The sequence below is a fragment of the Streptomyces cathayae genome (genome assembly GCF_029760955.1).
Lineage (GTDB): Bacteria > Actinomycetota > Actinomycetes > Streptomycetales > Streptomycetaceae > Streptomyces > Streptomyces cathayae.
The window spans coordinates 1,896,399-1,909,418 of record NZ_CP121682.1; the positions used below are offsets into that span (position 1 = coordinate 1,896,399).

General features: G+C 70.3%; 14 protein-coding genes and 4 pseudogenes. 3 read left to right on the forward strand and 15 right to left on the reverse strand.

The window, feature by feature from the left end:
• The first annotated feature begins 174 nt into the window (after window positions 1–174).
• Window positions 175–639, forward strand: a complete 465-nt coding sequence (locus PYS65_RS08540; protein WP_279333198.1) for a DUF3592 domain-containing protein — start codon at window positions 175–177, stop codon at window positions 637–639.
• Between the two features lie 169 nt (window positions 640–808).
• Here PYS65_RS08540 and PYS65_RS08545 read toward each other — a convergent pair whose 3' ends face one another.
• From PYS65_RS08545 to PYS65_RS08580, 9 genes and pseudogenes are all read right to left on the reverse strand, one after another.
• Window positions 809–1,714 (reverse strand): hypothetical protein, encoded by a 906-nt coding sequence (locus PYS65_RS08545; protein ID WP_279333199.1) that lies wholly within the window; start codon window positions 1,712–1,714, stop codon window positions 809–811.
• Window positions 1,715–1,891: 177 nt separating this feature from the next.
• A complete protein-coding gene (locus PYS65_RS08550; RefSeq protein WP_279333201.1) occupies window positions 1,892–2,395 on the reverse strand; it encodes a hypothetical protein in 504 nt (167 codons plus the stop codon).
• A 207-nt stretch (window positions 2,396–2,602) separates the two neighbouring features.
• Window positions 2,603–3,229 (reverse strand): annotated as a pseudogene (locus PYS65_RS08555) (DUF5753 domain-containing protein); the annotation flags it as partial.
• 114 nt (window positions 3,230–3,343) lie between these two features.
• The gene (locus PYS65_RS08560) at window positions 3,344–3,952 is read right to left on the reverse strand and encodes a YceI family protein (protein WP_279333202.1); all 609 of its coding nucleotides are present in this window, start codon (window positions 3,950–3,952) and stop codon (window positions 3,344–3,346) included.
• 58 nt (window positions 3,953–4,010) lie between these two features.
• On the reverse strand, window positions 4,011–4,427 hold the full coding sequence (locus PYS65_RS35150; RefSeq protein WP_387041803.1) for an acyl carrier protein: 417 nt from the start codon (window positions 4,425–4,427) through the stop codon (window positions 4,011–4,013).
• Between the two features lie 652 nt (window positions 4,428–5,079).
• Window positions 5,080–5,694, reverse strand: a pseudogene (locus tag PYS65_RS35155) (AMP-binding protein); the annotation flags it as partial.
• A gap of 19 nt (window positions 5,695–5,713) precedes the next feature.
• Entirely contained in the window at window positions 5,714–6,664 is a 951-nt protein-coding gene (locus tag PYS65_RS08570; RefSeq protein ID WP_279333204.1) for an EamA family transporter, read from the reverse strand.
• Window positions 6,661–6,834, reverse strand: coding sequence for a uracil phosphoribosyltransferase (locus PYS65_RS08575; protein WP_279333205.1), 174 nt, complete (start codon window positions 6,832–6,834; stop codon window positions 6,661–6,663). The genes PYS65_RS08570 and PYS65_RS08575 overlap by 4 nt, the downstream gene beginning before the upstream one ends.
• Before the next feature lie 51 nt (window positions 6,835–6,885).
• Window positions 6,886–7,590: a nitroreductase family protein gene (locus PYS65_RS08580; RefSeq protein WP_279333207.1), complete on the reverse strand. Its 705-nt coding sequence runs from the start codon at window positions 7,588–7,590 to the stop codon at window positions 6,886–6,888.
• 90 nt (window positions 7,591–7,680) lie between these two features.
• On the opposite strand from PYS65_RS08580, the gene PYS65_RS08585 reads away from it, so the two are divergent.
• Window positions 7,681–8,169, forward strand: a complete 489-nt coding sequence (locus PYS65_RS08585) for a MarR family winged helix-turn-helix transcriptional regulator (RefSeq protein WP_279333208.1) — start codon at window positions 7,681–7,683, stop codon at window positions 8,167–8,169.
• 31 nt (window positions 8,170–8,200) lie between these two features.
• Here PYS65_RS08585 and PYS65_RS35160 read toward each other — a convergent pair.
• A pseudogene (locus tag PYS65_RS35160) lies at window positions 8,201–8,641 on the reverse strand (hypothetical protein); the annotation flags it as partial.
• Between the two features lie 127 nt (window positions 8,642–8,768).
• Complete coding sequence (locus tag PYS65_RS08595; protein ID WP_279333209.1) at window positions 8,769–9,677, reverse strand: NAD(P)-dependent oxidoreductase; 909 nt, start codon at window positions 9,675–9,677, stop codon at window positions 8,769–8,771.
• An 83-nt stretch (window positions 9,678–9,760) separates the two neighbouring features.
• Here PYS65_RS08595 and PYS65_RS08600 point away from each other — a divergent pair, with 83 nt between their 5' ends.
• On the forward strand, window positions 9,761–10,132 hold the full coding sequence (locus tag PYS65_RS08600; protein WP_279333210.1) for a winged helix-turn-helix transcriptional regulator: 372 nt from the start codon (window positions 9,761–9,763) through the stop codon (window positions 10,130–10,132).
• A gap of 87 nt (window positions 10,133–10,219) precedes the next feature.
• Here the strand turns inward: PYS65_RS08600 and PYS65_RS08605 are convergent.
• From PYS65_RS08605 to PYS65_RS08620, 4 genes and pseudogenes are all read right to left on the reverse strand, one after another.
• Window positions 10,220–10,429, reverse strand: a pseudogene (locus tag PYS65_RS08605) (aminoglycoside phosphotransferase); the annotation flags it as partial.
• A 116-nt stretch (window positions 10,430–10,545) separates the two neighbouring features.
• Entirely contained in the window at window positions 10,546–10,713 is a 168-nt protein-coding gene (locus tag PYS65_RS08610; protein WP_279333211.1) for a hypothetical protein, read from the reverse strand.
• A 218-nt stretch (window positions 10,714–10,931) separates the two neighbouring features.
• The gene (gap, locus tag PYS65_RS08615; RefSeq protein WP_279333212.1) at window positions 10,932–11,930 is read right to left on the reverse strand and encodes a type I glyceraldehyde-3-phosphate dehydrogenase; all 999 of its coding nucleotides are present in this window, start codon (window positions 11,928–11,930) and stop codon (window positions 10,932–10,934) included.
• 107 nt (window positions 11,931–12,037) lie between these two features.
• Window positions 12,038–12,994 (reverse strand): GlxA family transcriptional regulator, encoded by a 957-nt coding sequence (locus tag PYS65_RS08620; protein WP_279333213.1) that lies wholly within the window; start codon window positions 12,992–12,994, stop codon window positions 12,038–12,040.
• Between the last annotated feature and the right edge of the window lie 26 nt (window positions 12,995–13,020).

Genomic DNA, 13,020 nt, shown 5'->3' on the forward strand with positions numbered 1-13,020 from the left:
ATGGCTTCGTTCACTTTCAGCAGGATCAGGCACAAACTCCGTGAGCGAGTGCCGAGAGAGCGCACCTTTCCGACATGGTGCGGGGAACTTCCGTGCAACACTCCTGCGGGCGCTGTGACCAGGCGCCCACCGTACCGGTCGTCTCCGACGCGGACAGGACCAGAGGGGGAACTCGTGGAAGCTCTTTTCTACGTCATACCTGTCATCATGATCGCCTGCGTGTCCGGCATGGCCGCCAGGACCATCAGCCGCAGCAGGCAGGTCAGCAGCGCCTGGGACCACGGCCTCACGGCCGAGGGGCGATGTCTGCGGACCTACACCAGGACCAGAGGCGGCGCGGGGGACACCGACGTGCGCACCACCCTGCACCACGTCTACGAGTTCACGACCCGAGAGGGGCGCGTCATCCGCTTCGACGAGGCGAACGGCCCGTCGACGGTCGTCGTGGGCGACCACGTCACCGTGTACTACCTCGCCGACAGCCCGGAGCGTGCCACGGCGCACGCCCCGGCCCAGGGGAAGCTCGCCGCGGGGACGGGGTTGGTGCTCGCCTTCCTCGGTGTGGCCATCGCCGTGTGCGTGAGCTTCATGGTGATCGCCCACACCGTGTTCACGGAGACGGACGGCCTCCTGCCGTAGGACTCTTCCCGCACGACTGCGCTGCCGCGCTCGGAACGGCACGCATTCCGTGAGCGGTCGCGGCCACCGGGCAGGCACGGTCACCACCGTCGCGCAGTCGGCCGGCCCGGCCGGCTGCACCGCTCAGCTCGATGCGAGTACTGCGCACCAATCGGCGCGCCTGCCCTTCTCACCGGGTGAGCACGTACCACTCGGGCGAGTCCGTGTCTCCGAGCTGGTAGTTCAGCTTGGGGTGGCCGCCCGTGCCGCTCAGTGTCCACTCCCCCGACCAGCAGTCGCCGACCTCGACGGTGACGCTCTGGAGCCAGGGGTCGTCGTCCGGTACGAACCTCCACGTGCCCGAGCCCTCACACCGCCCGTCCGGCGAGTCCACTCCGCCTCCGCTCCAGGTGCCGGTGGCCACCGCACGCCCTTCCCCGTCCAGCCGCAGCGTGCCGCCATGGCCGTCGTTCCAGGTGCCGACCAGCTCCGAGGCGTGGACCCGGGGCGGTGCGTACTCGTCCACCAGCCCGGTCCCGTAGGCCAAGGACCCCACGGCGACCACGGCGACCGCCGACAGCAGGCCGACCCCGACGACCGTCCCGTACGGGCGCCCACGGGTGAGGGCCCAGCGCGTCAGCAGCGTCACCGCCGACAGCGCCGCCGTGCCGGACAGCCACACCCACAGCCAGGTCTCCAGGCCGTCCCCCACCACCGCCGGCCACAGCGCGACCGCGGCCGCCCAACAACCGGCCACCGCCGGAATCCACCACTCCACGTGCCGCCCTGCACACCGTCGCCCCGCCCACGCGGCAACCGACAGCGTCGGCACCACCCCGAACAACGTGCCCAGGAATGCCATGGGAAGACCGAGGCAGAACAGGAAAGGAAGCGTCAGCAACCCGACGCCGGGACCATCGCCGCGCATCGGAGACTCCCCCGCCATCTCCACGAAGCCCACGATCTCCACGGCCGTCGGAGCCATCATCAGCACCGCCACCATCGAAACGGAGATCGGCCGCGGCCCCCACAAGCCGTGCGGGCTCCCCGGCTCCTCCACCCGCAGCCCCGGCGACCGCTTCACCCCGTCGTTCACATGCCCCTCCTCATCCGGTGTCGTCATCCCTTGCCTTCGGGGGCAGCTTCGACGACGCGGGCCGCGGTGACGACCTGCCCGTGGTGGAGCTGTTCCCCGCGGGTGCGGGGAACAGCTCCCGGTCTGGCACCACAGCGGCGGTCGGGCTGGGTGCGTACGAAAGTTCCGGAGATTCGATCAGGCCGGTGCCACACCCCGCACGGCCCGCCCCCAGAGAACCAGCCCCGCGCGCAGGAATTCGCGCACGGCCGCGGTCTCCTCGCCCGTCCAGGCTCCCTCACCAGCGGCCGGTTCAAGAGCTTCACCGCCGAAGATCTTTTCGTAGGCGCTGTCGTGGATCGGCCCTTGGGAGGGAAGAGACGAGGCGGCTTGCAGGCTGCGGGAGAGGTCTTCGAAGAAGTTCCACGCGTCCAGCAGCAGTCCTGCCGACACCGCACCAGGGTCAGGACGCTCGACCCACCGCCGTACGGCGGCCAGATCGAGAGCGGCTTCGTCCTCCTGGATGAGCTCCCGATCGTTGCGATCGCAGTACTCCCGCAGCGTCTCGAGGTCGTGGAACGCGAGGAGTCTTCCGAGGCCGTCGACGACGAACTCATCGAGGGCATCGCCCTCCCCGGGCCGCCAGATCAGCGTCAGGTCTTCTCTCCTGGTCACGATCCGGTACGGATAGTGGTCAGCCATGCAAGGACTCCCATGCTCTCGCGGCGACGCACGTCGCGCGGGTCATCCTGCCTGCCATCGGGGCGCGGTTGAGCGTCGAGGTGGCGATGCCGGGACACACGTCCGCCCCCGGGTAGGACACACCACCCCGAAGTCGTGAGCACTTCGGCCACTACTGTCCTGATACCGCTCATGTGAGCGCTCAAGTGACACATGCCCGCCGACTGCTCACGGTTTTCGGCAAGCCACCCGTCTCCGGCCCCACAGCGCCGGTACCTCGGAGGTCCCCCACACCACCCGGCGGCCCCCGGGGATGGTGGTCGGCTTCACCGGCCGCATGCACAGGATGAATGTCCGCGACTCGGCAGGGGACATGGCCTTGTCGCGCACCACATCGTAGGCACGCTGCAGGCACTCGATCCGAGCGTCTTCCTCGATGAGTTCGCCCCCGTGCGCGTTCTCCGTGCAGGCCACGGGGCGACCGTCCGTGAGCCGCAGGAACCACACGTCCGTGGCGACGAGTCCATGTACCCCTGCCCTCTGGGGCAGCACCTGGATCGTCACGTTCTCCCGCCCGGTCACCTCAGCCAGGTAGGCGAGTTGAGCCTGCCACTCCCCCTCGTCCTGCAACGGTGTACGCAGAACCGCCTCAGCAGGAACCGTGCGAAACGGAGGTGACGCTTCACCGCCCAGTAGTTCCTGCCGTCCGATCCGGGCCTTGATCTGTTGGTCCAGCTCCGCTCCTCCGCTCCCGCCCGCTGCCGGCACCTCCCGCGCGTAGCCCGGTGTCTGCGGCAGCCCCGGCCACACGCTCACCGCGAAGTGCCACAGGCTCACCGCCTCGGCCTCCGGCGCCGTGTACCGGCGACACCGCTCACGGAACTGGGTGTGGTCGCCTGAAGCGCTGAGGTGTACGGCGGCAGTGGCGCGTGGGTGGGTCGGCCCCCTTGAGGCCCCGCGGGGCGGTGGTCAGGCGGCGCGGACTGCGGAGACGTCGAGCTCCAGCTTCACCTTCTCGCCGACCAGCACGCCGCCGGTCTCCAGCACGCTGTTCCAGGTCAGGCCCCAGTCGGTGCGGTCGACCGTGGTGGAGCCCTCGAAACCGGCGCGCTCGTTGCCGAAGGGATCGGTCGCCGTGCCGGTGTGGGTCAGGTCCAGGACGACCGGGCGGGTGACGCCCTTGATGCTCAGGTCGCCGGTCAGGTGGTAGGTGTCCGCGGAGAGCTGCTGCACGGAGGTGCTGCGGAAGGACAACGTGGGATGGGCCTCGGCGTGGAAGAAGTCGGCGCTGCGCAGGTGCTGGTCGCGCTGCTTCTGGCGGGTGTGGAGACTGGCGGCCTTGATGGTCACGTCGGCGGTGGAGCGCCCGGGCCGCTCGCCGTCCAGGTACAGGCGGCCGTCGAAGTCTTCGAAGGTGCCGCGGACCTTGGTGATCATGGCATACCGGGCGACGAAGGCGATGCTGCTGTGCGCGGGGTCGATGGTCCAGATGCCGGTCAACCGGGCGGTGTTCGGCACGGAGGCCGAGTCGGCGGCCGGGGTGGGAGCGGTGGCGCGGCGACGGTTGAGCAGGCCCATGGGGTCGTCCTTCAAGGAGGGGAGATCTTCCACCCTCCCCAACATGTTGCATCTTGAATCAATTCCGGGTGATTTCCGCATTCCCGACGGTCCGGCAGTCTGAGCACAGCAGCCGTGAGAATCCGCCGACACCACGGCCGGGAAGGTCGCCGACACGGTTGCCGTGCCGGCGGAGGCGGGCGTCCCGGACGAGCAGGCGCAGGTTCATCAGGGAGCCGCCCAGGCCCGGCCAGACGAACACCGGGTCGCCGTAGCCGCCGGGGTGCGGTGACACCAGGCGGAAGCTGCGCAGCGGTGCGCCGTCGTCGACGCGGGTGGCCAGGTCCTGGAGTTTCGGCGTCTCGAAGAGCACCTGGAGCGGGAGGCGTGTCCCGAACTCCTTGTTGATCCGGTTCACCAGCGCCACGGCGTGCAGGGAGTCGCCGCCCGCGGCGAAGAACCCGTCCTGGGTGGAGACGGTGTCGTACTTCAGCATCCGGCCCCACGGCCGCCAGCCCCTGCTCGGTCGGGGTCGCCGGGGCGATGTGGACGGCCGAGGTGCCGGTCGCGGCCACCTCCGGCAGCCGTGCGGTGGCCTTGGCGTCGATCTTGCCGTTGACGGTGAGCGGCAGTTCGTTCACCACCACGCGGGCCGGGATCATGTAGTCGGGCAGGAACTGTGCGAGGTCGTCGCGGATCGTCTCTGCCGGGTCGTTGGTGTGCACGGCGTCCTCGTCCATGCCCTCGTGTGCGGCCTGTCCGGGGGTGATGCGGCCGCCGACGAAGAAGTACGACGCGGGAGCCGCGGGGATGCCCGCTTCGGCGAGCAGGTCGTCCAGGCGCCGGGAGGCCGGCAGCGGGTTGCCGGTCTTCGAGGAGGAGCCGGACGACATGAAGCCCATGTGCCCGGTGCGTTGCAGGTGGTGCAGCAGCGTGCCGAGCACGACGTGGTGCCGCTGTTCCTCGCCCGCCCGGGACACCGCGCTGATGCCGATCGCGGACCGGTCGTAGACGCCCTGGTCGATGGCGATGACGTGCCGGCGCTCCACCACCTCCTCGCCGAGCGGCTTCAGGATGCCTTCGGGGTTCCGGAAGAGTCCCGGGGCGCCCATGACGACCCGGGCGCCGACCGCGCAGGCGAGGATCTCCCACTGGGCGGCGTCGAAGCTCATCGGTGTCTTCTGCAGGATGGACACGTCCGGGCCGAGGTGGCCGCAGTCGGCCAGCCGGCGCGGCTGGGAGACGATGCTGCGCTGCTCGATCATCACGCCCTTGGGCTTGCCGGTGCTGCCGGAGGTGTGGATGACGTAGGCGAGGTGGTGGGCCTGCGGGCCGTCGGGCCGGAGGGGGTTCCCGGTTTCCGGGGCGTCGGCGGCGGTGACCACGATCGTGCCCCGGGGGACCAGGCTCTCGAGCCGGTCCGCCGGGTGCGGCTGGGTGACGACGATCCGGACGCCCGCGTTCTCGACCATGTACCGCAGTCGGGCCTCGGGGTAGTCGGGCGACAGCGGCTGGTAGGCGGCGCCTGCGGTGAGGATGCCCCAGACGCCGGTCACCAGGTCGGCGGAGGGTTCGTCGTAGAGCCCGACGCAGGTGTCGGGTGCTGGGCCGAGCGCCGCCAGGTGGGAGCCGAGCCGGTCGGCCCCGGCCTTGAGTTCGTGGAAGGTGAGGTCGCCTCCGGCGGCGGTGACCTCGATGTCGTCGGGTCTGGACCGCACCTGGTGGTGCGGCAGACCGCGCAGCGACGCGTGCTTGAAGAACACTCCTGATACCGGTACTTGGCTACTCGTTGTTGGTGGATCCCCTGAACGGGTGTGAGTCGTGCTGGACCCGGCTGGTGGCCCGGTCCGGCTGCGACGGTGCTGGTCTGGTTCTGCCGGTGCGCGGCTGGGCGAGGACGACGGCTCCGACCACGGCCGCCGCGCCGAGCAGTTGCAGCGGCCGCAGGCTCTCGTCCAGGAAGAGGTATCCCAGGACCGCGGCGCACAGCGGCGAGGCGAACGACAGGAAGGAGGCGGCGAGCGCCGGCAACTGCGACAGGCCTCGGAACCACAGCACATAGGCGATCAGCGCGCCGATGATGCCGAGGTAGGCGAAGCCGCCGACGTTGCCCCAGGTGAGGTGGTCCGGCAGGTCTTCGCCGAGCAGGGTGACGGGCAGCAGGACCAGGCCGCCCACGGTCAGCTGCCAGCCGGTGAAGGTCAGCAGACCGACGCCGTCGGGGCGCCCCCACCTCTTGGTGAGGACGATGCCGGAACCCATGGACAGCGCGCCGAGCAGGCCCGCCGTGATGCCGGTGGCGTCCAGGCCCGCGTCCGGCTGTAGGACCAGCAGGGCCACGCCCGCCGCGCCGAGAAGACACGACGTGAGGTGAACCGGCCGGATACGGTCCTGCAGCAGCACCGGGCCCAGCAGGAGGACGATCATCGGCTGGACGGACATCACCAGCGCGGCCACCCCGCCGGGCAGGTGATAGGCGGCGAGGAACAGGAAGTAGAAGAACGCGCCGATGTTCAGCACGCCGAGGACGACGGCCCTCCACCACCAGATGCCCCTGGGCAGCGTGCGGGTGATCAGCAGCAGGATCAGTCCGGCCGGCAGCGCCCGCACGGTGGAGGCCAGCAGCGGCCGGTCGGGGGGCAGGAATTCGGTGGTGACCAGATAGGTGGAGCCCCAGACCGCGGGAGCGAGGGCGGTGACCGCGGAGGTGACCGCGACGCGCTGGCTGTTCACTTCTCGGCTCCGGAGTCGGTGGTCCCGAAGAACCGGTCGCCGAAGTCGCCGATGCCGGGGATCATGAACGCGTGTTCGTTGAGCCGGCCCGCCCCCTCGCCGATGATCATGTCCGCCTCGGCAGTGTCGATGGCGCCGGCGACCTGGACGAGCTTGTTGACAACGGTCACGAGGACCAACCCCCCCTGTGTGGTTCGGTGCAGAAGCAGGTACGTGTGCGCCTACCGGCCGTAGGTCTCCTGGAACACGGTCAGGGAACGGCCTCGGCGGCCGGGATGGACGCGGGTCTCGGCCGGGTGGCCGAGCGGGACGAGCAGAGCGATGTGCAGGTCCTCGCGGTCCGCGATGCCGATGGCCTTCTTGACCTCCGCCTCGTCCCAGCCGTTCATGGGACTGGTGGCCAGACCGGCGGCGTGCGCGGCGATCATCAGGAAGGACGCGGCGATCATGGCGTCCTTGACCGCGTACTCACGACCCAGATCGCGGGTGTGCAGATCCTCGTGGAAGGCTCGTACGTCCTCGGGCATGGCCGCGGCGAACCGCTCGGACCAGGCGTCGTTCAGCCGGGCCTGCTCCCAGATGTCGCCGCGGTCCTCGCGCCAGGCGCCGGACTCCGCGACGAACACCAGCACCACGGGTGCTTCCTGGGGATGCGGCTGCCCGCCGGTGGCCTCCGTGAGCGCCTTGCGGCCCTGCTCGCCGGTGACGACGACGACGGACCGGGGCTGCAGGTTGAAGCTCGACGGCGCTTCCAGGGCGAGGTCGACCAGTTCCCGAAGCAGTTCGGCGGGCACCGGATCCGGCCGGTAGTGGCGGATGCTGCGCCGCGAGCGGATGACGCGGGACACCGTGCCGTGGTCCGTCGCAGACAACTCCATCGACTCCACGATCCTCCCCCAATCGTTCGACATCGAACTGCCTGACATCGAATCATTATGGCATGCCCTAGCCTTGGGTCAAACAGTTCGCCATCGAATTAACCTGGGTGAACCACACATGAAGGCGAGGCACCCCCCATGCGCGACGCCGTCGACGACTTCCTCGACCAGTGGAGAGCTCAGCGCGGAGACCTGGACCTCGACGCGATGGGCGCCGTCGGCCGCATCCTGCGCCTGTCACGCCTGGTCAACGGGCACCTCAAGGAGTACTTCGCCCAGCACGGCATGGAGACGTGGGAGTTCGACGTCCTCGCCACGCTCCGCCGCAGCAGCCGGCCGCTCACCGCCAAGGAACTGGCCGCGAGCGTCATGATCGGTTCGGCGGCACTGACCAACCGCGTCGACCGGCTCGTCGCGCGCGGCCTGGTCGTCCGCGAGGCCGTGCCGGGAGACCGGCGCAGCCTGCACATCGCCCTGACCGACCAGGGCGGGGAACTCGTCGACAGAACCGTCCAGGGCCATGTGCACAACCAGCGCAGGATCCTCTCGGGCCTCGACGACGACGCCACCGACGAGCTCAACCAGCTCCTGCGCACGCTGCTCGCCTCCCTGGGGGACACCCGCTGAGGTCCTGCCGGACGGCGGTGACGGCAGCTGTTCATGCCGCCTCGCCCCGCGCACTCATCGGCCGCGCGACCGGCACCGCCCCGGCACACCCGCCTCCGCGCCGGTCCACGGCCGGCCCGGTCCGTTCGTCGCCCGGTGGCCACTTCGAACGGACGAGAGCGGCCGGGCCCGCCTTCCTTGCCCGGCCGCCCTGACCACTCTCCCCGCCCACCGCGTTCTCCACCGCCGGCGCCGCCACCGTGTCCCAGCGGACCGTGCGGTCGCACCAGCGGTCGAGGAGGGTGCGGTCGTGGCCCGCAGTCAGCAGGCTCGCGCCTGTTGCGGTGCGGTAGTCCTCGACGGCCTTGCCCGGTGCGGCCGTTGTTGAGGCGTCGAGCATGGCGGTCATCTCGTCGCAGATCAGTCGGCGGGGGCGCAGGAGCAGCGCGCGGGCGAGGCAAGCGCGTTGGAGTTGGCCGTCGCCAACCTCGTTCCGTGCACCTGCGGAGATGTTCCCGGGGCCGACGACCGCTGTGGGAACACCTGCCCTTGCCGAACGCGGCCCCGAAGCCGACCGCGTGCGTCGCGGCTGGGTCTGTGTTCATCGGTCCCGCGTTCGGTCAGCGCGGTCCTCGGATGCCGTCGATGATGCGGGTCCAGTTGTCGCCGCCGTGTCCGTCCTCGATCGCGCGCCGGTAGTGGGCCTGCACGGCCAGGGGAAGCGCGAGGTCGAGGCCGAGTGACGTGCTGGTCTCGACGATGTGGTCGGACGTCGCACCCATCATGGTGACCGTGCTGAGGTCGCCGGGATGCTCTCCGGCATCGAGCGCGGCGCCGGGGTTCTCTTCGCCGGCCCTCAGGATGTCGCCGATCGAGTCCGCGAAGGAGAGCAGCTCCGGCAGCGCTTCCCTGGCCTTGATTCCTGCGGTGCCCAGCATCGCGGTGGCGTGCATCAGTCCGGACAAGGTGGTGAGGAACACCGTGAGTTGGGCTTGGTACATCATCTGGGCGAGGCCCGGGTCCTCGCCCAGATGCTTTGGTGTTCCCAGTAGGGCCAACGTCGCCAGGTGGCGCTGCATCGCGTCGTCGGGGCCGCTGTAGTAGACATGGGCGGCCTCCGTGCCGACCATCGGCGCGGGGACCATGACGCCTCCGGTGAGGAAGGTGGCGTCGTGGCCCGCTGCCCAGGTGGCTGCCTCGCGTGTGGCGTCGGGAGTGTCGGAGCTCAGGTTGACCAGCGTCCGGCCGGCGAGTGATTCGGTGGCACCGTCGAGGACGTCGTACATGGCCTGGTAGTCGGTGAGGCTCAGGAGCACGAGGTCACTCGCTTCGACCGCCTCGGCGGGTGTCACCGCGAGCGTTGCTCCGTCGGTGACGACGCCGTCGGCCCGACCGGCGGTGCGGTTCCAGACGGTGACCGGGTGGCCGGCGGCGAGGAGGGTGCGTGTCATCGCCTGGCCCATCGGGCCGAGTCCGATCACGGTGACAGCGCTGTTCTGCCTGGTGGTGAGGTTCCGTTGTTCGTTCACTCCTCCATCCTCGAAGAGCGCCAGTACGCTCGGAAGTACCCACTATTTTCTGCGGTACTTACCTTTTCGTAAGGGGACCAGTGATGGCCAAGGCGCCGAGACGCGGGCCTTACATCTGCGGCATCGACGCTGCGCTCGATGTGGTGAGCGGCAAGTGGAAGGGACTGATCCTCTGGGAACTCGATGCCCGTCGCGTACGCCGCTTCGCCGAGCTCCGTCGCGGTCTGCCGGGAGTGAGCGAGAAAATGCTGACGCAGCACCTGCGCGAAATGGAGGCGGACGGTCTCGTGCACCGGGAGGTTTATGCCGAGGTGCCGCCACGGGTGGAGTACTCCCTGACCGAGCACGGGCGCACGCTCAATCAAGCGCTCGGGCCGCTCGGCGCCTGGGGGAGTGAGCGGATGCGTCGCGAAGGCTTCGAAGCGGTCGACGTGGCCGGGACCTCACACGGCTGAGCATCCCTGCGCGCTCCACCCTCCTGAGGGCTGAATGCCGTGGAGCACCGCGAGATCGATGGCGGTGCCCCGCGAGCGATGCCGACAGGGCAGAGTCGGCTTCGGCGTGCGGCAGCAAGGGCGCACGAACTGCGTCGCCCGGGGCAACCGGACGGCGAGGTCGTCGCCGAGCCGCCACACCTGGTTGTCCCAGCCGAGCGCGCCGAGCTTCAGGGGGTGATCCGCCAGGTCGGGGTGCTGCTCACGCAGCAGATCCCGGATCAGGTCCTCGGTGATGTCCCTTGCTGTGGCCGTCATGCGGAGCAGCGGTAGTCGGGGAGCGGCCTGCCTGGGTTCCGGCGTGCAGGCGGCTGAATCTGTGGCAGGACTGCACGAACCTCGACCACGCGGTCGGCGGAGCCTCGATGGCCGGGTCAAGGTTCTCTGTCGGGCCGCTGTTGCTGGCGGGCGTCGGTGTCGGCGGCCTCTTCGAGCGGGTCCATGGGGTGGTCGTGGAAGCGGCGTTCGGCGTCGCGGCATGGGGTGTCGAGGAAGGCTCGTCGTGCTTCGGCCGGCTCGCAGTTCAGCAGGTTCATGGTCACGAACACGGCTTCCGCCGTCGACGAGGTGATGCGCCGCGTCGATCATCTGCCGGGACCGCTGGGCCGGCCGGCCGCGTTTCCGAACCGGTGGGCGAGACAGTCACACCCACGAGTTCTGCGCCTTGAGCGCTCTGGCTGCCCGACTGGGCAGCCAGAGCGCTCAAGGGAAGTGCCGGCCAGCGCGGGCGCCGGAGGCGGGGTGCTGTCCCGGCGTCCGGTCAGCGGGTGGCGAGGAGTTCGAGCGTGTCGATCACCCGGTTCGAGAAGCCCCACTCGTTGTCGTACCAGGCGACCACCTTGACGTGGCGGCCGTCGACGCGGGTGAGGGCCGAGTCGAAGATGGACGAGGCGGGATTGCCCGTGATGTCGGACGACACGAGCGGGTCGTCCGAGTACTCGAGGACGCCGGCGAGCGGCCCCTGTGCCGCGGCGCGGTACGCCGCCAGCACGTCCTCGCGCGTCACGTCACGGGCGACGGTCGTGTTGAGTTCGACGATCGAGCCCACCGGAACCGGTACGCGGATCGAGTCGCCCGACAGCTTGCCCTCGAGGTTCGGCAGCACGAGGCCGATCGCCTTGGCGGCACCGGTCGTGGTCGGCACGATGTTGACGCCGGCGGCCCGGGCACGGCGGGCGTCGCGGTGCGGACCGTCCTGCAGGTTCTGCTCCTGCGTGTAGGCGTGCACCGTCGTCATGAACCCGTGCTCGATACCGGCGAGTTCGTCGAGGACCGCGGCCAGCGGTGCGAGCGCGTTGGTGGTGCAGGAGGCGTTCGAGACGATCGTGTGCACGGCCGGGTCGTAGGCGTCGGTGTTGACCCCGAACGCGAGCGTGACGTCGGCGCCGTCCGACGGCGCGCTGACGAGCACCTTCTTCGCGCCCGCGTCGAGGTGGGCGCGGGCTGCCTTGGCCGAGGTGAAGCGGCCGGTGGCTTCCAGGACGATGTCGACGCCGAGTTCGGCCCACGGCAGCTGCGCCGGTTCCCGCTCGGCCAGCACCGTGATCCGGCGGCCGTCGACGACGAGGACGTTCCCGTCGACGGTCACCGGGCGCCCGAGCCGGCCGGCCGTGCTGTCGTAGGCGAGCAGCCGGGCGAGCGTGGCGGGCTCCGTCAGGTCGTTGACGGCGACGATCTCGAGGGTGCTGTCGCGCTCCAGCAGTGCGCGCAGCACATTGCGTCCGATGCGGCCGAATCCGTTGATGGCGATGCGAGTCATGAGTGATGTCCCTTCCCTTCTCCACCAGGCTCGCCCGTGGCTCGCGGCGCTGACAGTGGCGAGGCAGCCATGGTTCAAAAGGATCCCGCCACGCGGTGCCGGGCGGGTCACTCGCCCAGAGTGAAGGTGCGCCGGTACTCGCTCGGGGTGGTGCCGAGGATGCGCTGGAAGTGCAGGCGCAGATTCGCGCCGGTGCCGAGCCCGGCGTCGGCGGCGATCTGTTCGACGCTGCGCTGCGAGCGCTCGAGCAGTTCGCGGGCCAGGTCGATGCGGGCGCGCATCACCCACTGCATCGGCGTGTAGCCGGTCTCCTCGACGAAGCGCCGGGAGAACGTGCGCGGCGAGACTCCCGCCTGCCGCGCCAGTATGTCGAGGGTGAGGGGCTCGCCGAGCCGGTGCAGCGCCCACTCGCGGGTGACGGCGAACCGCTCGCCGAGCGGCTCGGGGACGCTGCGCGGCACGTACTGGGCCTGGCCGCCGCTGCGGTAGGGGGCCGCGACCAGGCGGCGGGCCGCGTGGTTGGACGCGGCCACTCCGAGGTCGCCGCGCAGGATGTGCAGGCACAGGTCGATGCCGGAGGCGGCGCCGGCCGAGGTGAGCACGCTCCCCTCGTCGACGAACAGCACGTTCTCGTCGACCCGGACGAGCGGATGCTTCGCCGTCAGCGCCCGCGTGTAGTGCCAGTGCGTCGTGGCGCGCCTGCCGTCGAGCAGGCCCGTGGCGGCGAGCGCGAAGGCGCCCGTCGAGATGGCCGCGAGCCGCGCGCCCCGGTCGTGGGCGGTGCGCAGGGCGTCGACGACGGCCTGCGGCGGGTCGTCGCGGTCCGGGAACCGGTAGCCGGGGACGAAAACGATGTCGGCCCACGCAAGGGCGTCGAGGCCGTGGGCGACGTGGTACGCGAGGCCGTCGCCGCCGGTCACCAGACCGGGTGTCGCCCCGCACACCCGCACCTCGTACGGCATGCTCGCGCGGGTCGTGAAGACCTGCGCGGGAATTCCGACATCGAGCGGCTTCGCGCCCTCGAGCACGAGGACGGCGACGCGATGCAGGCGGGGGGCTGGCACGGGAAGAGGTTACGTGGGGCGTGACG